The sequence below is a fragment of the Pseudomonas sp. Irchel s3h14 genome, from assembly GCF_900187425.1.
Lineage (GTDB): Bacteria > Pseudomonadota > Gammaproteobacteria > Pseudomonadales > Pseudomonadaceae > Aquipseudomonas.
In genome coordinates this window covers 432,064-453,548 of the sequence record NZ_FYDJ01000004.1, presented here as the reverse complement: position 1 = coordinate 453,548, position 21,485 = coordinate 432,064, and the positions used below count along the sequence as shown (strand labels likewise).

At 56.5% G+C, this 21,485-nt stretch carries 22 protein-coding genes; 18 read left to right on the top strand and 4 right to left on the bottom strand.

The window, feature by feature from the left end; genetic code table 11:
* Positions 1 to 209: 209 nt before the first annotated feature.
* Positions 210 to 440 carry a hypothetical protein gene (locus CKW16_RS11335; protein WP_095128489.1) on the bottom strand — a complete coding sequence of 77 codons (231 nt, stop codon included), beginning with the start codon at positions 438 to 440 and terminating at the stop codon, positions 210 to 212.
* 174 nt (positions 441 to 614) lie between these two features.
* On the opposite strand from CKW16_RS11335, the gene CKW16_RS11330 reads away from it, so the two are divergent.
* Entirely contained in the window at positions 615 to 2,276 is a 1,662-nt protein-coding gene (locus tag CKW16_RS11330) for a SulP family inorganic anion transporter (RefSeq protein ID WP_095128488.1), read from the top strand.
* Between the two features lie 21 nt (positions 2,277 to 2,297).
* On the opposite strand, the gene CKW16_RS11325 is transcribed toward CKW16_RS11330, so the two are convergent.
* The gene (locus tag CKW16_RS11325) at positions 2,298 to 2,486 is read right to left on the bottom strand and encodes a ribbon-helix-helix protein, CopG family (RefSeq protein WP_095077032.1); all 189 of its coding nucleotides are present in this window, start codon (positions 2,484 to 2,486) and stop codon (positions 2,298 to 2,300) included.
* 647 nt (positions 2,487 to 3,133) lie between these two features.
* On the opposite strand from CKW16_RS11325, the gene CKW16_RS11320 reads away from it, so the two are divergent.
* From CKW16_RS11320 to CKW16_RS11300, 5 genes are all read left to right on the top strand, one after another.
* The gene (locus tag CKW16_RS11320) at positions 3,134 to 4,426 is read left to right on the top strand and encodes an LssY C-terminal domain-containing protein (RefSeq protein ID WP_095128487.1); all 1,293 of its coding nucleotides are present in this window, start codon (positions 3,134 to 3,136) and stop codon (positions 4,424 to 4,426) included.
* 239 nt (positions 4,427 to 4,665) lie between these two features.
* The gene (locus CKW16_RS11315; protein ID WP_218244061.1) at positions 4,666 to 5,703 is read left to right on the top strand and encodes an LssY C-terminal domain-containing protein; all 1,038 of its coding nucleotides are present in this window, start codon (positions 4,666 to 4,668) and stop codon (positions 5,701 to 5,703) included.
* Positions 5,690 to 6,841, top strand: coding sequence for a hypothetical protein (locus tag CKW16_RS11310; RefSeq protein WP_218244060.1), 1,152 nt, complete (start codon positions 5,690 to 5,692; stop codon positions 6,839 to 6,841). The genes CKW16_RS11315 and CKW16_RS11310 overlap by 14 nt, the downstream gene beginning before the upstream one ends.
* 189 nt (positions 6,842 to 7,030) lie before the next feature.
* Positions 7,031 to 7,381, top strand: coding sequence for a helix-turn-helix transcriptional regulator (locus CKW16_RS11305; RefSeq protein WP_095128485.1), 351 nt, complete (start codon positions 7,031 to 7,033; stop codon positions 7,379 to 7,381).
* A 38-nt stretch (positions 7,382 to 7,419) separates the two neighbouring features.
* Complete coding sequence (locus CKW16_RS11300; RefSeq protein ID WP_095128484.1) at positions 7,420 to 8,490, top strand: NAD(P)/FAD-dependent oxidoreductase; 1,071 nt, start codon at positions 7,420 to 7,422, stop codon at positions 8,488 to 8,490.
* Between the two features lie 53 nt (positions 8,491 to 8,543).
* On the opposite strand, the gene CKW16_RS11295 is transcribed toward CKW16_RS11300, so the two are convergent.
* Positions 8,544 to 9,689, bottom strand: a complete 1,146-nt coding sequence (locus CKW16_RS11295; RefSeq protein WP_095128511.1) for an MFS transporter — start codon at positions 9,687 to 9,689, stop codon at positions 8,544 to 8,546.
* A gap of 194 nt (positions 9,690 to 9,883) precedes the next feature.
* Here CKW16_RS11295 and CKW16_RS11290 point away from each other — a divergent pair, with 194 nt between their 5' ends.
* The 11 genes from CKW16_RS11290 (at position 9,884) to arsJ (ending at position 18,525) form a co-directional block, all read left to right on the top strand.
* Positions 9,884 to 10,381 carry a MarR family winged helix-turn-helix transcriptional regulator gene (locus CKW16_RS11290; RefSeq protein ID WP_095128483.1) on the top strand — a complete coding sequence of 166 codons (498 nt, stop codon included), beginning with the start codon at positions 9,884 to 9,886 and terminating at the stop codon, positions 10,379 to 10,381.
* Positions 10,382 to 10,446: 65 nt separating this feature from the next.
* Positions 10,447 to 10,950, top strand: a complete 504-nt coding sequence (locus CKW16_RS11285) for an arsinothricin resistance N-acetyltransferase ArsN1 family A (protein ID WP_095128482.1) — start codon at positions 10,447 to 10,449, stop codon at positions 10,948 to 10,950.
* A gap of 14 nt (positions 10,951 to 10,964) precedes the next feature.
* Positions 10,965 to 12,320, top strand: coding sequence for an NAD(P)-binding domain-containing protein (locus CKW16_RS11280; RefSeq protein WP_095128481.1), 1,356 nt, complete (start codon positions 10,965 to 10,967; stop codon positions 12,318 to 12,320).
* A 329-nt stretch (positions 12,321 to 12,649) separates the two neighbouring features.
* Positions 12,650 to 13,063, top strand: a complete 414-nt coding sequence (locus CKW16_RS32540) for an arsenate reductase ArsC (protein WP_256580473.1) — start codon at positions 12,650 to 12,652, stop codon at positions 13,061 to 13,063.
* A gap of 9 nt (positions 13,064 to 13,072) precedes the next feature.
* Complete coding sequence (locus tag CKW16_RS32535) at positions 13,073 to 13,444, top strand: metalloregulator ArsR/SmtB family transcription factor (RefSeq protein WP_010455862.1); 372 nt, start codon at positions 13,073 to 13,075, stop codon at positions 13,442 to 13,444.
* Between the two features lie 27 nt (positions 13,445 to 13,471).
* Positions 13,472 to 13,942 (top strand): arsenate reductase ArsC, encoded by a 471-nt coding sequence (locus CKW16_RS11270; RefSeq protein WP_095128480.1) that lies wholly within the window; start codon positions 13,472 to 13,474, stop codon positions 13,940 to 13,942.
* 17 nt (positions 13,943 to 13,959) lie between these two features.
* Positions 13,960 to 15,033, top strand: a complete 1,074-nt coding sequence (gene arsB / locus CKW16_RS11265) for an ACR3 family arsenite efflux transporter (protein ID WP_095128479.1) — start codon at positions 13,960 to 13,962, stop codon at positions 15,031 to 15,033.
* On the top strand, positions 15,026 to 15,742 hold the full coding sequence (arsH, locus tag CKW16_RS11260) for an arsenical resistance protein ArsH (RefSeq protein ID WP_095128478.1): 717 nt from the start codon (positions 15,026 to 15,028) through the stop codon (positions 15,740 to 15,742). The genes arsB and arsH overlap by 8 nt, the downstream gene beginning before the upstream one ends.
* 12 nt (positions 15,743 to 15,754) lie before the next feature.
* Positions 15,755 to 16,267: a cyclin-dependent kinase inhibitor 3 family protein gene (locus CKW16_RS11255; protein ID WP_095128477.1), complete on the top strand. Its 513-nt coding sequence runs from the start codon at positions 15,755 to 15,757 to the stop codon at positions 16,265 to 16,267.
* 23 nt (positions 16,268 to 16,290) lie between these two features.
* Entirely contained in the window at positions 16,291 to 17,295 is a 1,005-nt protein-coding gene (locus CKW16_RS11250) for an ArsJ-associated glyceraldehyde-3-phosphate dehydrogenase (protein ID WP_095128476.1), read from the top strand.
* 9 nt (positions 17,296 to 17,304) lie between these two features.
* A complete protein-coding gene (arsJ, locus tag CKW16_RS11245) occupies positions 17,305 to 18,525 on the top strand; it encodes an organoarsenical effux MFS transporter ArsJ (protein ID WP_095128475.1) in 1,221 nt (406 codons plus the stop codon).
* Positions 18,526 to 18,730: 205 nt separating this feature from the next.
* Here the strand turns inward: arsJ and CKW16_RS11240 are convergent, their stop codons facing one another.
* Positions 18,731 to 19,762, bottom strand: coding sequence for an IS110 family transposase (locus tag CKW16_RS11240; RefSeq protein WP_095128474.1), 1,032 nt, complete (start codon positions 19,760 to 19,762; stop codon positions 18,731 to 18,733).
* A 199-nt stretch (positions 19,763 to 19,961) separates the two neighbouring features.
* Between CKW16_RS11240 and CKW16_RS11235 the strand changes: the two genes are divergently transcribed.
* Positions 19,962 to 21,203: a hypothetical protein gene (locus CKW16_RS11235; RefSeq protein WP_141232727.1), complete on the top strand. Its 1,242-nt coding sequence runs from the start codon at positions 19,962 to 19,964 to the stop codon at positions 21,201 to 21,203.
* The last annotated feature ends 282 nt before the right edge of the window (positions 21,204 to 21,485 follow it).

Below are 21,485 nucleotides of genomic sequence, written 5' to 3'. Positions count from 1 at the left end.
TTCGCAAAATCCAAATCTGCTGATGTGCCGATAAATTTCAGATTTAACGTAGACGCGCACACTGCAATTTTGGCGAAGCGTTTTTACACACTCTGGACCCAAAGCTGCCTGTCATATCAGGAAGCATACAGACCAAAGAGCTTCGTTTTGATTGGATAGATACTCGATTTTCACTGACATGATCATGTCTCCAAGGCGTAATCCAATGGTTAGAAATGGATTTCAGCGGTCTTGAGGCCCAAGTCTCGAAGCTCGGCGATCAAGTCATCCAGATGTCCGAAAGACTCGACCTCTTCGTTGTCATCAACCAAAAAATAACTCCTCCCCGCGTCCTTCTTGAAGAACACGATCCACTCCTTGGGATTGGTCGGGTTTGCGATCAAGTGGGTGTCAAAGGTTACGCCTTCGGCATGTTTGCTTTTCACCGTTTTGCGATTCATGTCAGTCACCACGCTACACGCGCTCTCGGAAATTTCTATTTGCAGTGCACGCCTGTTCAGCCCATCTGAGTCTTCGCTATCAGCATTCCCTGCGGCACGAGGCAGTGGATAAAGGGTATTTAAATTATCATGGCATGTTAATAGTATGCGCATACATCTATTTTGGAGCTAGCCATGATTGCGGTTGGTGAGGCCTGGAAGGCGGGATTGATGGGGCGTAAACACTGGCTCCGCAATCTGGTGTCTGGCGTGATAGTCGGGGTCGTGGCGCTCCCCCTGGCAATGGCTTTTGCCATTGCATCTGGCGTCAAGCCTGAGCAAGGCATCTACACCGCAATCATCGGCGGCCTGCTGGTTTCGCTCTTTGGGGGGAGCCGCTTACAGATTGCCGGGCCAACAGGTGCGTTCATCGTGATTCTGGCGGGAGTTACGGCCAAGCATGGCGTAGACGGTCTGCAAATCGCCACGATGATGGCGGGCGCCATGTTGTTATTGCTCGGGATTGCCCGGCTTGGTGCAATCATCAAGTTTATCCCCGATCCGGTGATCGTCGGATTCACCGCCGGCATCGGCGTGATCATCTGGGTCGGACAGTGGAAAGACTTTTTCGGTTTACCGGCGATCAGTGGAGAGCACTTCCACGAAAAGCTCTGGCATTTGCTACAGGCGCTCCCGGATCTTCATGTGGCCACCACCCTGCTGGCTGCACTCAGTCTTTTGTTGGTAATCACCGCTTCCAAAATTCCCGGTCTCAAACGGGTGCCTGGCCCGTTGGTCGCAATGGCGGTAGCTATGGCAATACAGTCAACCTTTCATTTCGAGGGGGTAGCCACGATTGGCAGCGCATTTGGTGGCATACCTCAAGGTCTTCCAGCGTTTAGCCTGCCTGAAATCACGCTGTCTCGCGTCATCGATTTGATTGGTCCGGCTTTCACGATCGCCATGCTTGGAGCAATCGAATCGCTTTTGTCCGCAATGGTGGCTGATGGCATGGCGGGCACTAAGCATGATTCCAATCAGGAGCTGATCGGTCAGGGGGTGGCTAATCTGGTCACGCCATTGTTTGGCGGCTTCGCGGCTACCGGAGCCATTGCCCGTACTGCAACCAATATCCGTAATGGCGGCACAAGCCCGCTGGCTGGCATTACGCACGCGGTCACCTTGGTGCTTATTATTCTGTTTCTGGCACCTCTAGCCTCAAACATCCCACTGTGCGCCCTGGCTGCCATTCTTTTCGTGGTCGCGTACAACATGAGCGAGTTGAAACACTTCAAGCGCATGGTCCAGCGAGCCCCGCGCGCAGACGTGTCTATTCTGCTCATCACCTTCAGCCTCACAGTGTTCAGTGACTTGGTGATCGCCGTGAATATCGGCGTCATTCTCGCGATGTTGCACTTCATGCGCCGCATGGCCTCATCCGTGGAGGTGCAGCAGATAGTCGAGCACGAACTTGAAGGAGAGTTGAGGGCGAATGGCCATTCTCACTTGCCGCCAGGGATACTGATTTACACGATTGAAGGGCCACTGTTCTTTGGTGCGGCTGAGACCTTCGAGCGTGTGTTAGCACAGACCCATACCGACCCACGTCTGTTGATTATCCGTCTGAAGCGCGTGCCGTTTATGGATATCACGGGCTTGCAAGTGTTGGAGGAGGTTATTCAGCAGCTGCACAAGCGCAATATCGTGGTGAAACTCTGCGAAGCGAACACGAAGGTGTTCAGCAAGCTCGATAGGGTGGGTATCCTGCAAGAAATTGGCCCGGAGCATTACCACGCCGACTTCAACACCGCGCTGGCTAAAGCTGTCAGGCACGTAGAGGGTACGTCGACCCTCTAGAGACTAACTGCCAGTGTTGGGTTATGACTTGGTACTGGCGGCATGCTTGCTCTTGGTCGAATAGCTGGCGCCGTGAGTGTCCAGATAGTCACGAATCAGTTGGCGGACAACCTGCGAAGACGTCAGGTCTTGTGCTGCACAGAGTTCCTCGAAAGCTTTTTTCTTGACGGGATCAATGAGCACAGTGAGGCGCGCAGTCTTGCTTTCCATGGGGTATTCAATCGCTCAAGTCGCTGGATGTTAATCAAATTGTAATTACCTTGTTCTGTGCTGTCACTGTACAGGCAGCGTGTTGCTCGGTACCTCGACTTTACTCACAAGAAAAGATTGGGTTCTCCCGGTGGAGGATGAGCCGGATCCTGCTTCGACGCAGCACGGATAATCCCCACCCGCGAGGAAAGGCGCAGGTTCGTTCTAAGCTGGCCGCCTGCTTGCAACGGGTCGACTGTGATCAGTCACGAGCGACCGGAAATGGCCGACTGCTGCCTGTCGCGAAGGGCTGCAACCGACCCAGGCTGTGTGAAAACGCCCTAAATACTGTCGGGAGTTTCTTGCATGGCACTGGGAGGTCTCAGCGGTACCCGGCAGCAGCGTGCCGAGAGGGGCGGGGCGGGAAAGGGCAACCATCGACGGCGCTGGAGCCATCGGTGACGTATCACCTGCAGAGGCCGAAGCGGCCTGCAATCGATAGTTCGACTATTCTTCCATGGCGGCGAAACTCACCCCAAAAAGCCTGCGCAATTCCCGGGGCGGTTCCTGATGAAAAGCTGCGACGTAGAAACCAATGTCCGTAGTAGCTACGGATTACGTAGGCGCGCCAGCGAAGATTGGTAAAGCTCAGTTGATGAGGTTACGCGATGCATCGCATGGTGAGACACGTTCTCTCAGCAACGGCCATCGCAGCTGCGCTCGCCGGCTGCGCCTCCCAGCCGCCGCCAACGACGAGCCTTGACTACAAGAGCCGCGCCGTGACGCGCAGCGATGGCGGCTTGCTCGTATCGACCGCCGTACTGTCGGCCGCAGAAAGCGAGGCGGTCTACGGCGTGCCTCTGGCGAATACATCGATACAGCCAGTCTGGATCGAAGTCAAAAATCGGGAAGACCGCCCCTACTATCTGCTTTCACCGGGCCTCGATCCAAATTTCTTCCCTGCATCCGAGGCGGCCGAAGCATTTTTCTCGGGCGTCCCGCAGGACGAGCGGACGGCGCTCGACCGGCACTTTCGTCGGCTGGCCTTCCGCAACCCTGTCGCACCTGGCGCGACAACCTCGGGCTTCGTGTTGACCAATCTCGACGAGGGGTTCAAGTTCGTAAACCTCGATCTGGTGGCAGACGGGCGGGCGAGGCATTTCTCTGTTCTGGCCATCGTGCCGGGCCTGCGCGCCGATTACCACATCAGCGAAGTGTTCAGGCAGGGCATCTATCCACCCGAGGACATTGTGAACTACACGGATGACGCCAGTTTCCAGGCGGCGTTGGAGGCGCTGCCGTGCTGCGTCACCAACGAGGAGGGTTCCAGGAACGGCGATCCGCTGAACCTGGTGATCGTCGGCGGCCTCGATGATGCCTTCCCCGCATTCGCGCGTCGCGGCTGGCGTGGAACCGAGGAAAAGTGGTCGGGGGCGATCATGAAAATGGTTAATTCGGCGCTTGCCGGCGAGCGCTATCCCTATGCGCCGGTGAGCGATCTCTATCTGTTCGGGCGAGCTCAGGACCTTGCCTTGCAAAAGGCGCGTGACAACGTCCACCAGCGCAATCACCTGAGGCTGTGGCTGAGTCCGATGGAATATCACGGCAAGAAGGTGTGGGTCGGACAGATCAGCCGTGATATCGGCAGCCGGTTGACCGTGCATTCTGCGACGCTGACGACGCACAAGATCGACCCTGACGTCGACGAAGCGCGCAGTGCGCTGACACAGGATATGGCGTATTCGGTGACGCTGGCCAAGTTCGGATTTGTGAAGGGTGTGGGGGCTGCGCCCAAGAGCGCGCCGCGCGAGAACCTGACGACCGATCCTTACTACACGGATGGGCTGCGCTGTGTCCTGGTATTCGATCACACGCACACCTCCCTGGCGGAAATCGAATTCTTTCTATCGAAGGGAATCTACGAGAGTGGCGGACAATCACCGGGGCGGGTCAAGCCATGAGTCGCTTGCCGTCGGCGCCACGCGCCAGGGGTACTCTGCGATGTGCAATGCGCTGCTTGTGCACCATGAGTTGTGTAGCGATTCTTGCGCTAGCCGTTGCTTGTTCGACCTGGCAGGCGCCTGCCGATTTCAGTACCTCCGGATTGCGTGAACGTGCGCAGACGGCCACCAGGCACGAGATACGCGTCAGCGCCGCCGTGCTCAGTGCCGAAGACAGGCGGCGCATGCTGGGAGTAGAGTTGGACAAGACGCGCGTGCAGCCTGTGTGGGTCGAAGTCCAGAACCGGACTGCCGATCCGCTCTTGTTGCTGCGGCCGGGAACCGATCCCGATTATTTCTCGCCACTCGAAGTCGCCTGGTCCATGCACGGGACATTCACCCCGGCAGCGAACGTGCGCATCAATGATCACTTAGACCAACTGGGGTTCAAGAATCCCGTCCTGCCAGGCGAAACGAAAGCGGGCGTGCTGTTCATCAACCCGGAGCGCGTTACGCGGCTGCTGAATATCGATCTGCTGCAGAGAAAGACGCTGATCCCGTTCTCCCTCTTCTTGCGGGTGCCGGACGATGCTGGGGAAAAATGGTTTGCCGAAGGCTTGTTCCAGCATCACGGTTCCGAGATCAAGGACTATGACGATCTGGCCGCGTTGCGTTCCGCGTTGGAGCGCCTTCCCTGCTGCGCCGCTGACGCGAACGGCAGGGCGAACGGCGATCCGTTCAATGCGATTCTCGTCGGTGAGTTCGCCGATATTGCCGCCGCATTTGTGCGTCGCGGCTACCGGCGTGCCGCGCACCCCGCAGATGCGGCCGAACGTGTGTTCGGCCGCATGCCCGATGCCGTGGTTCGCAAGCAATCGCAAGCCGGAGCGCCGGCGACTTGGGTGCGTGTGTGGAACACGCCAATGCGCTTCGAGGGTCACTCCGTCTATCTCGCGCAGGTCGCAAGACCGACCGGCGGACGCTTTGCACCGCGCGAGTCGGAAAACCTCGTCTTGCATGAGGATGTCGATGAGGCGAGAAATCTCCTGATCCAGGACATGATGTATTCGGCCGGTCTGGACAAGCTCGGGTTCGTCACCGGCGTCGGTCCCGCGTCCCAGGCACAATCGCGAACGACGTTCAGCGGCGCCCATTACTTCAGCGACGGTCTGCGTGCGGTCATGTTCTTTGCGACGCGGCCGCTCAGCCTGTCGCAGGTGCAGATGCTCGATTGGGAACCGTATCTGGACTGGCGCGAATCGCCTGCACGCAAGGAGGTCGACGATGCCCGCAAGTGACCTGTTCGGCAGGCCGGATGACTCGGCCGGCCGTTTGTGCGGTGCCCACCCATTGTTGTGCAGCGCTGGCATGGCATGGCTGATGATCGCTGGCTGCCTTGCGCTCACCGCCTGCGCACCCGCGCCGCTGATTGCCTACTCGACGGACACTCCGCCGCTTGTGCTGGTCCCTGCGTCGCAGGCCGGCGTGCAGGACCAGCGGGCGCGCTTTCGCGAGATTTTCTGCTCGATCCTCGACACGCGAGGAAGCGACCTGCCCGATAGCCGCCCTTGCGAGGAGGCACTGACGCGCGTCGGTAGCGAACCGGGTGGCACTGGCAAACCCGTCGATCTCGGTCAATCGAAACGCCGTCTGATCGGCGCTGTGGTGGCCGGCGTCGGCTACGAATGCTTCGAGCAATGGCTGCAAGCGCCCGGCAGCGTAGCGATTCATCTCCGCCAGTTCGGATATGACCTGGTGCAGATCAAGGTCGACGCCTTATCGAGCTCCGCAAACAACGCTCGGCAAATACGCGACGCGATCATGGCGATGCCAGCCGAAGCCGGACCGCCGCGCCTCGTCCTGATCGGTTATTCGAAGGGCGCGCCCGACATTCTCGAAGCGATGGTCGCGTACCCGCAAATCCGCGGCCGCGTGGCGGCAGTAATCAGCGCAGCCGGCTCAGTCGGCGGCTCGGCGCTGGCCAACGATGCCGAGCAGTACCAGGCGGACCTGTTGCGGCACTTTCCCGGTGCGACCTGCGATTCGGGCGACGGTGGCGCGATCAACAGCCTGCGACCCGCAACGCGCAAGAGCTGGCTGGCGCAGAACCGGCTGCCGTCCGAACTGAACTACTATTCGCTCGTTACCTTCCCGCAGCCGGATCACATCTCGGCCGTGCTGAAATCGAGTTACAACAAGCTGGCGCGCATCGATGCCCGCAACGACAGCCAAGTGATCTTCTACGATCAGATTGTGCCTGGCAGCAGCCTGATGGGCTTTATCAACGCCGATCATTGGGCACTGGCAGTGCCGATCGCCCGAACGCATTCGACCATCGCTTCACTATTGGTGACACAGAATGCCTATCCGCGCGAGGCGCTGGCGGAGGCGATGCTGCGCTTCGTCGAAGAGGATCTGGCGGCATCTTCGCGCTGATCCGTTCTCTCCCAAACGACCGCTTTTGGCCGATTTCTGCCAGTCGCAACCGGCAGAAATCAACCCAATATAGACGGTCGAATTCATCATTCTGGAGCTTGCAGGCATTGATCAGGCGCTATTGATATCTGTTGGGACGCTCATTTGGACAATTGACGCGTGCATGGATATGCACATATAGTCATCCGCATGACAAACCGAACCTCTACACGTTGCCGTGCAATTGATGCTGCAATCGACTCTCTCGATGGAGCCTTCTTCAAAGCTCTGTGCGAGCCGTCGCGGGTAGCTGTGCTCAAGCGAGTAATGCAACTGGGGCGAGCAGATATCGGTGAGATTGCCAAAGAGCTACCTCAAGAGCGTTCAGTGGTGTCCCGTCATCTGCAAGTGCTATTAGAGGCTGGCATTGTCCGCTCTACCAAAGTCAGCAGGCAGATGTTCTACGAGGTGGATGGACCGGCTGTGGTGACACGGCTCGAAGCCATTCTCCAACACATGAAGAGTCTGGCTCCGTTTTGCTGCCCTGGTATGCCAGAGTAGTTTTTTTGTTGTCTCTATATATGCATGAGTGCGCATACATGAACGTAATTAATGAGCCCACGGATGTCATCGTTATTGGTGCGGGCCAAGCTGGGCTTGCGTGTGGTTGGCATCTGCGGCAGCAGAATCTCAGATTTCTCATCCTTGATGCCGAGAGCCAGCCTGGTGGAAACTGGCGCAATTACTACGAAAGCCTGAGACTTTTTTCACCTGCTGCTTACTCAGCGCTACCTGGGATGCCTTTTCCAGCTGAAGCTAAGCACTATCCGCTACGTGATGAAGTCATACGTTATTTGGAGCAGTACGCGGACGCTTTCCAGCTACCCATTCGGCAGAACATACGAATCCAGAGAGTGAGTAGGGAGGATGGACTCTTTTTGCTTCAGGCATCTGATGGTCAGCGTTTCTGCTCAAAAGCATTGATCGTTTGCACTGGCGGATTCAATCAGCCGTTCATCCCTGACATTCAGGGACTGGGGAGTTTTCGCGGGCAACGTTTACACAGTGCTGATTACCGAAATGTCGACGGCTTCAGTGATCAACGAGTAGTGGTCATAGGTGCTGCCAACTCAGCTGTACAAATTGCCCATGAATTGGCTCAAGTCAGCAGCGTCGTATTGGCGACAAGGGAATCGATTCGGTTTTTTCCGCAAAAGATCCTCGGTGTGGATTTTCATGCTTGGCTCAAGTGGACAGGGATGGAGAAGACTCGTTGGCTGAATGACCAAAGTACCCCCGTGCTGGATGATGGCACCTATCGTCGAGCCATCAAGCAGGGACTTTTTGAGCGCAAGCCGATGTTCACGGAGGTAACGTCCACGGGCGTGATCTGGGCTGATGGGCAGCACACTGACGTGGACAGTTTGGTTTTCGCGACCGGGTTTCGTCCGAACCTTGGTTTTTTGGCAGGTCTGCATGAGGCGGGCAATGAAAGCCTGACCCAACGCAACGGGAAGGCGGAGCACGTGCCGGGTTTGTATTTTGTGGGATTACCGAAGCAGCGCAACTTTGCTTCGGCAACCCTTAGAGGTGTTGGACCGGATGCTTCTCACATCATCCCTAGTTTGATGCGCTTCATTCACAATGCATCGTATCCAGTGTTTGCTTGATGCTGGGTATCGACTTTTTTCTGCTCAACACTGCGTCTACCGGAATATCACAATTATCTGCCTTTTTGCGTAATTGGCAGACGCCAAGAGGCGATGAAGCACAGCAACAGAAACCCGCACATCACGCTAAGCAGTACCGATGCTCCGAAGCTGTCCAGAACGTAAGCGGCGGCGATGGGACCGCAGGCTTGGGCGACCAGGACGGGTCTTGCGAGCAGTCCCATTCGTGCGCCATATCCTTGAGGCCCGAACAGCGCCAAGGGGAGGGTGCCGCGAGCGATGGTGAGGATGCCGTTACCGGCGCCGTAAAGTGCTATCGCCACAAAGGCGAGCCAGGGCAGGCCTGAAATCAGCAGTCCAAGCCCGATCAAACAAAGCAACACACCGGCTCGTGCGGACCAGGTTGGATGGAGGTTCCTGCCAATGGAAAACTCCGCCACCCGTGCCAGGACTTGCGAAGGACCAATCATCATGCCGATGGCCAAGGCAACGGCAGTTGCGATTCCCAATTGCTTGAGGACATTGAGCAGGTGTACTGAGATACCTGATACGACCAACGCCAGAACCGTCAGCATGGCGGCAATCAACAAGAACAATTGGTTGGTGGCCCTAGGGTGAAGCTCGGATGCATTGGGTGATACTACTGTTACGGGATGGGGCGGTTGCTTTGTGCTTCCAGGAATCAACAGCGCATGAATGGGCAATCCGATTAGCAGATGAGCTGCGGCGATGGTAAAGCAGGCGTTTCTCCAGCCGATCCAACTCTCCAGTCCCGCTATCACCGGCCAACCTATGGTGCTGGCGAAGCCACCCAACAAGGTCAGCCCAGTGATTGACGTTCGAGCCTCCTCCCCGAAAAGTCGTCCCAGGGTTGAGAAGGCAGCGTCGTATAAGCCTGCCGCCATGGCAACGCCGATCAGGGTCCAGGCGACATAGTAGGTGGCAACGTTTTCCGCGAGTCCCATCAATAGCATGCCGAGAGCCAGCAGCAGTGAACTGGCGGCTAGGACAGAGCGTCCACCATGGCGATCAATCTGACGACCAACGGTCGGCGAGGAAACTCCCGCTACCAGCAGCCCCCAGGACAGGCCGCCCACCACACTGGTAATGGACCATCCCGTCTCTTTGGCTATCGTAGACGCAAGTACTGCGGGCAAGTAGTAGGTCGAACCCCAGGCAAGAATTTGGGTGAAACCCATGGCCCATACGAGCCTGGAGCGATTGATCGGAGGATGAATCTGCTCTGGAAGTGTCACAACCGATGCGTCCATTTTTTGTTGTCAGTGACAACAAGCTAGCGCTTTCCTTTGGCTATCGTCAATCGAGAGATCGGTGTTGACGATTTCGGGAAATCAGGATTATTGTTGCATCTAACAACTAATTTGTGACGGTTATGACGAAGCGAAAAAACGATCAGCTCACTCAGGATTCCGAGGACTTGTATGAAGCGTTGAACCAGCTCGTTCGAGTCCATCAGTTCCGTGATCGTGACCGGATTTGCTGTTACGACGTATCGGTTACCCAATGCTATGCCGTCGAGACGCTGGTCAAAAGGGGTGCTCTGCGTCTTCAGGTCTTGGCAGAAGAAATGTTCTTGGACAAAAGCACGGCGAGTCGAGTGATCGATACCTTGGAACGCAAAGGGTATGTGTCCCGCGTTGAGGATGATGAAGATCGGCGTGCAGTACGGATCCAGGCAACGGATGCTGGACGTGAGCTATACGAGAAAATCAGGGCTGACCTGATTGCTGAGGAGCGAGCGATGATCGAGAACATCTCGGCTGAAGCCAGGCAGGGAGCGCTGAGTTTGCTCAGGCAGATCACGCGGGCCACGGAGATTCGCTGCGGGCTCGTGAGTGAGTGCTGTCCAGTCGTGAAGAGCAAGGATTGAAAGGGAAGAATTTCCCTTTTTTTTGCCAGTAATGTTGTTACTACCAACGTAATGGGGCTCCAACAATGCGAGTTCGTTTAGCTGAACCCAGCGACACTGTTTCAATAGCCGCCATCTACAACCAGGGGATCGAGGAGCGTAGCTCTACGTTTGAAACGACTCCTCGAAGCCCGGCAGACATGCTTGATCGCATCAACTCAATGGAGCGCTATCCAGTGTTGGTTATGGTCGATGAGGCGGATCGGGTTGTTGGCTGGGCAGGACTCAGTAGCTATCGCAGTCGTGCCTGTTACGACGGCATTGCGGATTTTTCCATTTACCTGGATCGCAGTGTTCGCGGCCAGGGGCTCGGCAAGCAGTTACTTCAGTCACTGCTGGAAGAAGCCGAAGCTCGGGGGTTCTGGAAAGTCCTTTCACGCATTTTTACCTTCAATCACGCCAGCCTCGCCCTGTGCGTAGCCTGCGGTTTCCGCCAAGTGGGGGTGTATGAAAAACACGCCTGCCTGGAAGGTAGCTGGCTCGACTGCGCGATTGTCGAGCGCCTGTTTCCAATCAATCAGCCAGCCTGAAGAAGGAGTCGATCATGGAGAGCAATCACCTTCCCGTCGCCGTAATTGGTGCGGGTCCAGTGGGCCTCGCCGCAGCCGCTCACCTGCTGGCCAGAGGTATCACACCGCTGATTCTGGAAGCTGGCTCGAAAGCTGGGTCCAGCATTGAAGAATGGGCACATGTGAGGATGTTCTCTCCATGGCAGTTCAACGTGGACAAGGAGGCGGCCCAACTTTTGCTGGCTGATGGTTGGATTCCACCGCCGGAGAACGAGTATCCAACGGGTCGTGAACTGCTGGATCGGTTTGTTCGACCTCTCGCGGACCTCGAACAGATCAAGCGTCACTTGCAGCTCAATACCCGTGTTCTGGCCGTCACGCGCGTCGGTCAGGATGCAATGAAGACTCAGGGCAGATCGGCATCTCCTTTTTTACTGCGTGTCATAGGACCATCGGGTGAACGAGATGTACTGGCCAGCGCTGTCATTGAGGCCTCGGGCACCTACCTGACACCGAACTGGATGGGTGCCCATGGCATCCCTGCCTTGGGCGAAATCGAGCATGCAGCGAACATTGCATACGGCATTCCGGAGGTACTGGGCCGCGCCCGGAGTCGCTATGCCAACAAAAGAGTGCTGGTGGTGGGTGGTGGTCACTCCGCTTTTAACGCCCTCCAGGATCTGGTGCGCCTGATTCAGGAGGCGCCGCAAACCACAGTGCTATGGGCGATCCGGGGTAATTCTCTTGATCGAATTTTGGGTGGTGGGGCGAATGACCAATTGGAAGAGCGCGGAAAGCTCGGCCTGAAGATTCGCCAGTTGCTGAACGACGGCGTGATCGAGTTGTTCAAAAACGTCGCCATCGATCAGGTCACAAGCAGTGGCCAAGGGCTGGTCGTGAAGGCGGGAGAGAAGCTTCTTCCACCTGTGGACGAACTCATTGTGGCGACTGGATTCCGCCCAGACCTGAGTTTGCTCGCCGAGCTGCGTATCGCACTTGATCCCGCGACCCAAAGCGCAGTGTTACTCGCTCCTATGATTGATCCCAACGAACACAGCTGCGGTACGGTTAGACCCCATGGCGCGGTAGAGCTGGCCCATCCTGAGGAAGGTTTGTTCATTGTGGGGATGAAGAGCTATGGCCGGGCACCTACGTTCTTGTTGATGACGGGGTATGAGCAGGTACGGTCTGTTGTCGCGGCATTGGCGGGCGATTGGAATGCGGCCAAAAGGGTTGAGCTGGTCCTCCCGGAGACTGGCATTTGCAACTCGGATTTCGATGAAGTCGATGATCGTTTGAAGGCTTCGGCAAGTCAGACGTCTTGTTGCGGTACCAGAGAGACAACCCCTGAGGTCGCACCTCGTACCTCGCCGGGTTGTTGCAAAGCCTAGTGCACAGCCATCGTGCCCGCCCTCGATGAGCGGGGCGGGTTAGGGGCGGCCTTCTTATTTCTTCTGCATGTTCAGGTAGTCCTTGAGCCAGGGGAGCGACCTATTTCTGCGTGAGTGACAGATTTATTACGGAAAACGTATATGTACCGCCGCAGATATTTGAAAAGACCCGGAAAGCGATTTACGTGGCTGGCGCCGTAATACAGGGCTTTCATTGAAGGTGGTCGGGGCAGTCCAATCGCTTTGATGGATTAATGTGTGGTTGGCTCTTTACCTTGTATACGGGAAAACATATATTCTTTAAGCCGTATATGAGCTGAGGCTTCACTATGACCAGCAAAGCCCGTGTCCTGTTCGTCTGTACCGCCAACTCCGCACGCTCCCAGTTGGCCCAAGTGTTGCTGAGGCATACCGACTCAGAGCATTTCGAGGCGTTCAGCGCCGGCACAACTCCGACTCAGGTAGATCCGCGCGCCTTTGAGGCGCTTTCACACAGCGGTGTGAGTACTGAAGGGTTACGTAGCAAGTCGATAGACGAGTTCCGTGGTGAGCGTTTCGATTACGTCATCACCTTGTGTGATAAAGCCGCAGCGGAATGCCTGTCTTTACCTGGAGCAGGTGAGGCATTGGCCTGGAGTTTTGAGGACCCGGTCACCAGCACCAAACCCGATGCCTTCCGTCACACCCTTCACGAAATTCATGAGCGCATCAAGATGTTCGTCTTGGTCAAAAACAAACACTGAGAAAACGATATGGCTGACCATCTGACACCGACCACTGTTTTCAAATGCCTGGCAGACGACACTCGGGTCCGCACGATGATGCTCATCACCCGTGAAGGAGAGCTTTGTGTTTGCGAGCTGACCTGCGCGTTGAACGAGAGTCAGCCAAAAATCTCTAGGCATCTGGCGCAACTGCGTACTTGCGGCCTGTTGTCGGACCGTCGGCAAGGCCAATGGGTGTATTACCGACTACACCCGAATCTCCCTGATTGGGTTCATCAAGTACTGACCACCGTGCTGGAAAGCAACAAGCACTGGTTGAGCCCTGATGCCAAACGCCTTGATGAAATGGGTGACCGTCCTGAACGTGCAGCCGTGTGCTGTGAAAGCAAAATCGCCTGATTCCGCCTTCGACTACGAGATCGCTCGATGAAAATCCTGTTCCTCTGCACTGCCAATAGCTGTCGCAGCATCCTCTGTGAAGCGGTCTTCAATCACTTGGCACCGGAAGGCATGAAAGCCTACAGCGCGGGCAGTCAGCCCAAAGGTGAAGTGCATCCGCTGAGTCTCAAGACGTTGGAAAACGCTGGTATATCGACGCTCGGGCTGTTCAGTAAGTCCAGCGATGTCCATGTGAACTTGGCTCCTGATTTCGTCATCACGGTGTGCGACAAGGCAGCCGGTGAAGCCTGCCCGGTATTTTTCGGACCGGCCACCAAAGCCCACTGGGGGCTGGCTGACCCTTCGGAATACCACGGGACTCAAGAAGAGATCGAGGCGGCTTTTGAAGCCACTTTGGAGCAGATCAAAACCCGAATTGAAGCTTTCTTGGCTTTACCGCTTGCCCAACTGAGGGCCGAACAGCTCAAGGCAGAGCTGGCCCTGATTGGCACGTTGTAACCACAGGAGCAATGACCATGAGTAAAAGCCGCCTTTCCTTCCTGGACCGATACCTGACCCTGTGGATTTTTCTCGCCATGGCCTTGGGCATCGGTTTGGGGAGCCTGTTCGAAGGCTGGCCGCAGTGGCTCAACAGTCTTTCTGTGGGCACAACCAACGTCCCCATCGCTATCGGCTTAATCGTGATGATGTATCCGCCTCTGGCCAAGGTTCGTTATGAGGAACTGCCGGAAGTCTTCAAGGACAAGCGCATCCTCGTTTTGTCTTTGGTCCAGAACTGGGTCATCGGCCCGGTGCTGATGTTCGCACTGGCGATCATTTTCTTGCGGGACCAGCCGGAATACATGACGGGCCTGATCCTTATCGGCTTGGCTCGCTGCATCGCGATGGTGCTGGTCTGGAATCAGATCGCAGGTGGCAACAATCAGTACGTCGCCGGATTGGTGGCGTTCAACAGCATCTTCCAGATCCTGTTTTTCAGTGTGTATGCCTGGGTCTTCCTGGGGCTGTTGCCGCCGCTGTTCGGGCTGGAAGGCAGTGTGATTGAGACCAGCTTTGTCAGCATTGCCGAGTCGGTTCTGATCTACCTGGGGGTGCCGTTCCTGGCAGGCTTCCTGACCCGCAAGATTCTCATCGCCCGTAAAGGCGAAGCTTGGTTCCAGGAGCGCTTCATTCCAAAGATCAGCCCGCTGACACTGGTGGCACTGCTGTTGACCATCGTGGCCATGTTCAGCCTCAAGGGTGACGTGGTGCTGCTATTGCCATTCGACGTATTGCGCATCGCGATCCCTCTGACGATCTACTTCGTGGTGATGTTTTTCATCAGCTTCTGGATGGGCAAGCTGCTCAAGGCTGACTACCCGCGCACCACCGCATTGGCTTTCACCGCCGCAAGCAACAACTTCGAATTGGCGATTGCCGTGGCCATTGCCACCTTCGGTCTGGCTTCCCCGGTCGCCTTTGCCACGGTGATTGGTCCGCTGGTGGAAGTACCGGTACTGATTTCCCTGGTCGGTGTGGCCCTTTGGCTGAAACGCCGCTGGTTCGACGAATCCAAGAGCGCCGTTGCGCAGGACAAAGACTATGTTTGATAACCCTATCCCTCAACTCGATACCGAACTGGTTGAGCTTCCATCGACAGACAAACTGGGTATCGAAAAGACCTCCATCCATAAGCCACGCATTTTGCTGCTGTACGGATCGACCCGTGAGCGCTCCTTCAGTCGCCTGCTAGTCGAGGAAGCCGCTCGGCTGCTGGAGCACTTCGGTGCCGAGGCGCGGATTTTCAATCCATCCGGTTTGCCGCTGCCAGATGATGCCCCCGACGATCATCCGCGAGTGAAGGAGCTGCGCGACCTGATGCTGTGGTCCGAGGGGCAGGTCTGGTGCTCTCCAGAACGTCACGGTTCCATGAGCGCAGTGTTCAAAGCGCAGATCGACTGGGTGCCACTGACCATGGGCGCAGTACGCCCGACCCAGGGTAAAACCCTTGCGGTCATGCAGGTGTGCGGTGGTTCGCAGTCGTTCAACGTGGTCAATCAGCTGCGAGTGCTGGGACGTTGGATGCGCATGTTCACCATCCCCAACCAATCCTCCGTGCCGAAGGCCTATATGGAATTCGACGACAACGGCCGGATGAAGCCTTCTCCATTCTACGACCGCGTCGTTGATGTGATGGAAGAGCTGGTGAAATTCACGCTGCTGCTTCGCGACCGTCAGGACTATCTGGTGGATCGTTATTCCGAGCGCAAAGAGTCAGCGGAAGAACTCATGAAACGTGTCAATCAGCGCTCCATCTGAGGATTTTTCACCGTGCCACAACACCCTTATTCCGTACAGCCTCTGGCACAGTTCAATGGCCAATTGATCTTTACCCCGTGCCCAGGCACGAAGGGCACCCGACCATTCGAGGCGTTGCAAACTCTTAAGGATGCAGGGGCATCGGCGTTGCTGACGCTGATGCCGACCGAGGAGTTGCTTCAGAACGAGATCGACCTGCTGCCCGAAGAGTGCCAAATGCTCGGCATCGAGTGGTTTCACCTGCCAGTAGAAGATGATCAAGCTCCTGGCGAAGCATTCAAAGCCGCATGGGCGCAACACCATCCGCGCCTAAAGCAATTGCTGAACGAAGGGAAAACCATCGCCATTCATTGCAAGGGCGGCTCGGGTCGTACGGGCTTGGTCGCCGCTCAATTGCTGATCGAGAGCGGTGTGCCATTCAGCGATGCCATTCGCGATGTTCAGTCGTTGCGTCCACGCGCCATTCAACATCCTGCCCATATCGAATACATCGGCCAGTTCGACATCCAGTCGAACTCCTACTGACAACAGATACAGAGCACAACAACATGACTATCAAAGTTGGCATCAATGGTTTCGGTCGGATCGGCCGCCTCGCTCTGCGAGCGGCCTGGAGTTGGCCGGAGTTTGAGTTCGTGCAGATCAATGATCCGGCAGGCGATGCAGTAACCCATGCGCACCTGATCAATTTCGACTCTGTGCATGGTCGTTGGCACAACGAAGCCAGCGCAGAAGGCGATCAGGTGGTGATTGGCGGCAAGCGCATCAAGGTGACCGCGAACAAAGCGATTGCCGACACCGACTGGTCGGGCTGCGATCTGGTGATTGAAGCCAGCGGCAAGATGAAAACCGTGGCGGTGTTGCAGGCCTACCTGGATCAGGGCGTTAAGCGTGTGGTGGTCTGCGCTCCGGTGAAAGAAAAAGGCGCGCTGAACGTCGTCATGGGCGTCAACCATCAGCTGTTCAATGCGGCGGAACATCGCATCGTCACCGCTGCTTCGTGCACCACCAACTGTCTGGCGCCAGTGGTGAAAGTCATCCACGAAAAGCTGGGCATTCGCCACGGCTCGATCACCACCATCCACGACCTGACCAACACCCAAAGCATCCTCGATCAGCCACACAAGGATCTGCGCCGGGCGCGTGCCTCCGGCATGAGCCTGATCCCAACCAGTACCGGTTCGGCCACCGCCATTGCCGAAATCTTTCCGGAGCTGCGTGGGCGCCTGAATGGTCACGCGGTACGCGTGCCGCTGGCCAACGCTTCACTGACCGACTGTGTCTTCGAGGTCGAGCGGGCCACCACTGTCGAGGAGGTGAATCAGTTCCTCAAGGACGCCTCCGAGAACGAGCTGAAAGACATCCTCGGTTTCGAGGAGCGCCCACTGGTGTCCATCGACTACCGTACCGACCCTCGCTCATCGATTATCGATGCGCTGTCGACCATGGTCATCAACGGCACCCAGGTCAAACTCTATGCTTGGTACGACAACGAGTGGGGCTATGCCAACCGCACCGTCGAACTGGCCAAAATGGTCGGCCTGGCAGTTTAAGGAGCGGTCATGAAAGCGTTGTCAGCCCTCGCGCCGGAAGTGCGGCAGTACCTGCTCGTTACGGGCAACTACTGGGCCTTCACCCTCACCGATGGTGCTTTGCGCATGTTGGTGGTGCTGCACTTTCACGCATTGGGCTACAGCCCACTTCAAATCGCGGCGTTGTTTCTGTTCTACGAACTCTTTGGCGTGATCACCAACCTGGTGGGCGGTTATCTCGGCGCTCGACTGGGTCTGAACCGAACCATGAACATCGGGCTGGGCATTCAGGTTGCGGCGCTGCTGATGCTGACCGTCCCGGTAACCTGGCTAACCATTCCTTGGGTGATGGCGGCCCAGGCGATGTCGGGAATTGCCAAAGACCTGAACAAGATGAGTGCCAAAAGCACCATCAAGCTTCTGGTTCCTGATGGGCAGCAGGGCAAGCTGTACAAGTGGGTGGCGATCCTCACCGGCTCGAAGAACGCACTCAAGGGTGTCGGCTTCTTTCTTGGTGGAGCCTTGCTGGCACTCATCGGCTTCAAAGGCGCCGTGCTGGCCATGGCAGGTGTCCTGGCGCTGATCTGGATCAGCAGCTTGATCCTGTTGAAGAAGGACCTGGGCAAAGCCAAAGCCAAGCCCAAATTTAGGGACATCCTGTCCAAGAGCCGGGCGATCAATATCCTCTCAGCGGCACGAATGTTCCTGTTCGGCGCCCGCGATGTTTGGTTTGTGGTGGCCTTGCCGGTGTACCTGAGCAGCGTGTTCGGCTGGGATTTCTGGAAGGTTGGCGGCTTCCTTGCTGCCTGGGTGATTGGCTACGGCGTCGTGCAGTCCTTCGCGCCCAACATCACCGGAAAGAAACGGGGGCACGTACCGGATGGTCGTGCAGCGTTTCTGTGGGCGCTGGCACTGGCCGGCCTGCCCGCGGCAATCGCTCTGGGGCTGAACACCGGGTTGTCGCAACAGGGGGTGCTGTTGGGCGGATTGATGATTTTTGGTGCGTTGTTCGCAGTGAACTCCTCGCTGCACAGCTACCTGATCGTGTCCTACGCCAAGGAAGACGGCGTGTCGCTGGATGTGGGGTTTTATTACATGTCGAACGCCATGGGACGGTTGATCGGCACGGTGCTCTCCGGCTGGGTCTATCAGGTGTATGGCTTAGGCGCGTGCTTATGGATATCGAGCGCATTCGTGCTGTTCGCAGCTTTGATTTCGATTGCATTGCCTAGTCACGCATGTAGTGAATGACTGCTTTTGGCTGTGGATTCAACCGGTCGATGCAGGGCCATGATGGGCTATTCGCGCGCCGGCTCCCGATCGCTTTTTCGTGCTTTTCGCACTTGGACATTCGAGGGTTTTGCCGACGCCGGTTCGACCGGTTTGCCATCGTTCAGGTTGCTTCGCAATCGTGGTTAAGAGTTGTTTCTCTCGTAGAACACGTCGGGTAAATAGATCAGGCCGCTGCCTGATTCGGTTGGTAATCAGTGCCGTGACGCAGCATCGCCCAAGCCATGCGTGCAGTTTTGTTGGCCAGCGCAATAGCGGCCACATTGGGATGCGATCGCTCGGCTAAACGAACGGCCCACTGGCTGAGCCGATCCTCTTTGGATTTGGCTGTGCGTAGCGCCGAGCGTGCGCCATGCACCATCAATGTTCGCAGATACGTATCACCGCGCTTGCTGATACCGAGTAGTCGATCCTTACCACCAGAACTGTGTTGCCTCGGTGTCAGTCCCAGCGAGGCGGCAAACTGTCGGCCATTGGCAAACTGACGGGCATCACCGAGAGCGACGACGAGCGCTGTGGCGATCATTGGGCCGACACCGCGCAGCTGTTGAAGGCGAACGGCGGACGGCTCGTTTGTCGCGATCGCAGTGATCTCACCGTCGAGCTGGCAAACACGCCCATCCAGCGCACGAAGATCGTCCCACAAACCATCCAGCAGACGACGAAAGCGTGCCGTCAAACCGTTATCCGCATCCCCTAGCCAGCATGGTATTGCACGACGCAGCATCAGCAATTCCTTCGGTGCAACGAGACCGTACTCGGCGACCAGCCCACGGATCTGATTGGCTTTGGCCGTCCGCTGTTCGATTAAGCCGGCCCGGATGCGATGCGTCGCCTGGATATCCTGTTGTTCGATCGTCTTGATGGCGACGAAGCGCATGCTGGGACGGCTCATCGCTTCGCAGATCGCCTCGGCATCGTTCGCGTCGTTCTTGTTGCTCTTGACGTACGGTTTGACGAACTGCGGCGCGACCAGCTTTACCCGAAATCCGTTGGCTTGTAGCTGCCGCGCCCAGTGATGGGCCCCACCGCAACTCTCCATCCCGATCTCACAGCCAGGTTCGATCTTTTCCAACACCGTTTGCAGCCAGCGATCACGCGGTAGGCGCTGCCGCCAGACGGGTAGCTCATGACAATCCACGCCGTGGATCTGAAACACGTTCTTGGCCAGGTCGACCCCAATTCGCATAAGCTTCATGTGTGGACTCCTTCTCACCGTTGACTGTGGTTCGCCCTTTCAGTCTGGCACTCAAGATGCCGAAGTGAGGAGGAGTCCATCCCATTGCTTTGGGTTGAAACTTGCCCATCAGACGAGTCGTGGACCTGCTCTCAACTTGGCAGGCAGGCGGTGAAGCGGCTGAGGAGAGAGTCGCGTGTCGTAGGACATGGGCATCTTAATGGCCATTAGTATCGGGTTGATCATTGCTCACTTCGCGCTGCACAAAGCTCGGAATGCAGTTGTTCAAAATTTTTCTTGGGAAAAGGGGGGCAGCACCATGACAGCATTCCAATGGCTGGTGAAGGATTCCCCAATTGAGTCGCCATGGCTGCGCGGCACTAAGACTTTTGGGGTCAATAAGCCCGTCATGTTGATCGATCAGTTCGGCGGTAAACAACCGTACCTGATAAACCGACAGTATTGGGAAGAGGGCGAGTTGAGTTATCCAGCCTGCGCCAAGGCCGTGGTCGACTCCAATTTGTTGGACGGCATCGCCGCATTGATGTCCGGTGCGGAGATAGATGATGGCATGCGAGGTTTTATTGAGTTCGTCTCACGTGAAGGCTGGGATATCAACGCCGGCTTCTTTTTGACCGAGCAGTATGCAAAATCAACGCGCGCGAATTTCTTGCTTCATGCCACACGGCGCTTACGGTTGCTTTATCGGTTCCTAGCCATGGACACCGGTTATTTTCTGGCGACGGGCAACGTCCGCCTGCTCCCGGCCGCCGTCGCGCATTATCTTGCGAAGGAAGGCGTAGATTCCCTTGATGAGATTGCCGAGCAGCACGTGCATTCATTTATCGCAAACCATACCCAGCGTGAGGCTCTGGAGACAGTTGAAGTCACCGAGATCGCATTGCTGAAGATGGTTCTGTTACGCGAATTTGAAATGCGAGGTGCGCCGGCTGCGGACCAGTACATTGCTTATCAGCGCTTCATCAGCGCTACGGTGAATGTTTCGCTTGCCCGGGAAAGCCAGTTGGCGTTGCACTATTTCAGCGGGCAAGCAGGCTCTCTGCTCGGAATCAAGGAGAACACCTCACGTAAAAAGGCGCTCAGAAACATTTCCGCTACAGCGTGGGACTTGCTGCTGCTGAGAACGCCGGAAATGCTATTGAAGCCGCCAGTGAGTGGCGGTCATGTCGAAATTGCCTTTGTGGCGACGCATGAACAGAAGCTGGCCGAGCTGGCACAACTCATGGCAATACATACATTGTTTCCTGGCACGACCCCCATCGTTCAATACGATATGACGAAGGTACCGGATGACATCATCGACACCATTCGCAATGAGTTTGATGGGCAGATGGTGAGCCCGATTTTAAGGCAGGGGCCACCGGACATCCCGACGGGATTGCGTGATGCGCTAAGTCATTCCCTTATGCAGCGGTTGCCGCCTACGGGGAAGTTTGAATAAGAAATTTGTTAGATGGCCATTTTGCAGCTAAAAAAATGTCCATCCCACATACCGTGCCGCGGATGTTGCAATGCCTTGCCGATAGTCAGTGTTCTCATGCTATTGATTGCTTCTGAACCGCAGCTGAGCTCGGCGTCATCCATGTCGCGTTTCTTCTTGGACTATGTCGCGTTTGCTGCAATTCCTCCAGGCTAGACAAGGGCTTGCAGGACGAAAAGGAACGTTATACGACATTACTGTCGCGTTTAAACGCGACAGTGATGTCGCCAAATAGTAGTTAGG

Bases quoted from the DNA above. Each gene is read 5' to 3' on its own strand.
- CKW16_RS11335 (WP_095128489.1), bottom strand. From the start codon at position 440: ATGAATCGCAAAACGGTGAAAAGCAAACATGCCGAAGGCGTAACCTTT.
- CKW16_RS11330 (WP_095128488.1), top strand. From the start codon at position 615: ATGATTGCGGTTGGTGAGGCCTGGAAGGCGGGATTGATGGGGCGTAAA.
- CKW16_RS11325 (WP_095077032.1), bottom strand. From the start codon at position 2,486: ATGGAAAGCAAGACTGCGCGCCTCACTGTGCTCATTGATCCCGTCAAG.
- CKW16_RS11320 (WP_095128487.1), top strand. From the start codon at position 3,134: ATGCATCGCATGGTGAGACACGTTCTCTCAGCAACGGCCATCGCAGCT.
- CKW16_RS11310 (WP_218244060.1), top strand. From the start codon at position 5,690: ATGCCCGCAAGTGACCTGTTCGGCAGGCCGGATGACTCGGCCGGCCGT.
- CKW16_RS11305 (WP_095128485.1), top strand. From the start codon at position 7,031: ATGACAAACCGAACCTCTACACGTTGCCGTGCAATTGATGCTGCAATC.
- CKW16_RS11300 (WP_095128484.1), top strand. From the start codon at position 7,420: ATGAACGTAATTAATGAGCCCACGGATGTCATCGTTATTGGTGCGGGC.
- CKW16_RS11295 (WP_095128511.1), bottom strand. From the start codon at position 9,689: ATGGGTTTCACCCAAATTCTTGCCTGGGGTTCGACCTACTACTTGCCC.
- CKW16_RS11290 (WP_095128483.1), top strand. From the start codon at position 9,884: ATGACGAAGCGAAAAAACGATCAGCTCACTCAGGATTCCGAGGACTTG.
- CKW16_RS11285 (WP_095128482.1), top strand. From the start codon at position 10,447: ATGCGAGTTCGTTTAGCTGAACCCAGCGACACTGTTTCAATAGCCGCC.
- CKW16_RS11280 (WP_095128481.1), top strand. From the start codon at position 10,965: ATGGAGAGCAATCACCTTCCCGTCGCCGTAATTGGTGCGGGTCCAGTG.
- CKW16_RS32540 (WP_256580473.1), top strand. From the start codon at position 12,650: ATGACCAGCAAAGCCCGTGTCCTGTTCGTCTGTACCGCCAACTCCGCA.
- CKW16_RS32535 (WP_010455862.1), top strand. From the start codon at position 13,073: ATGGCTGACCATCTGACACCGACCACTGTTTTCAAATGCCTGGCAGAC.
- CKW16_RS11270 (WP_095128480.1), top strand. From the start codon at position 13,472: ATGAAAATCCTGTTCCTCTGCACTGCCAATAGCTGTCGCAGCATCCTC.
- arsB (WP_095128479.1), top strand. From the start codon at position 13,960: ATGAGTAAAAGCCGCCTTTCCTTCCTGGACCGATACCTGACCCTGTGG.
- arsH (WP_095128478.1), top strand. From the start codon at position 15,026: ATGTTTGATAACCCTATCCCTCAACTCGATACCGAACTGGTTGAGCTT.
- CKW16_RS11250 (WP_095128476.1), top strand. From the start codon at position 16,291: ATGACTATCAAAGTTGGCATCAATGGTTTCGGTCGGATCGGCCGCCTC.
- arsJ (WP_095128475.1), top strand. From the start codon at position 17,305: ATGAAAGCGTTGTCAGCCCTCGCGCCGGAAGTGCGGCAGTACCTGCTC.
- CKW16_RS11240 (WP_095128474.1), bottom strand. From the start codon at position 19,762: ATGAAGCTTATGCGAATTGGGGTCGACCTGGCCAAGAACGTGTTTCAG.
- CKW16_RS11235 (WP_141232727.1), top strand. From the start codon at position 19,962: ATGGCCATTAGTATCGGGTTGATCATTGCTCACTTCGCGCTGCACAAA.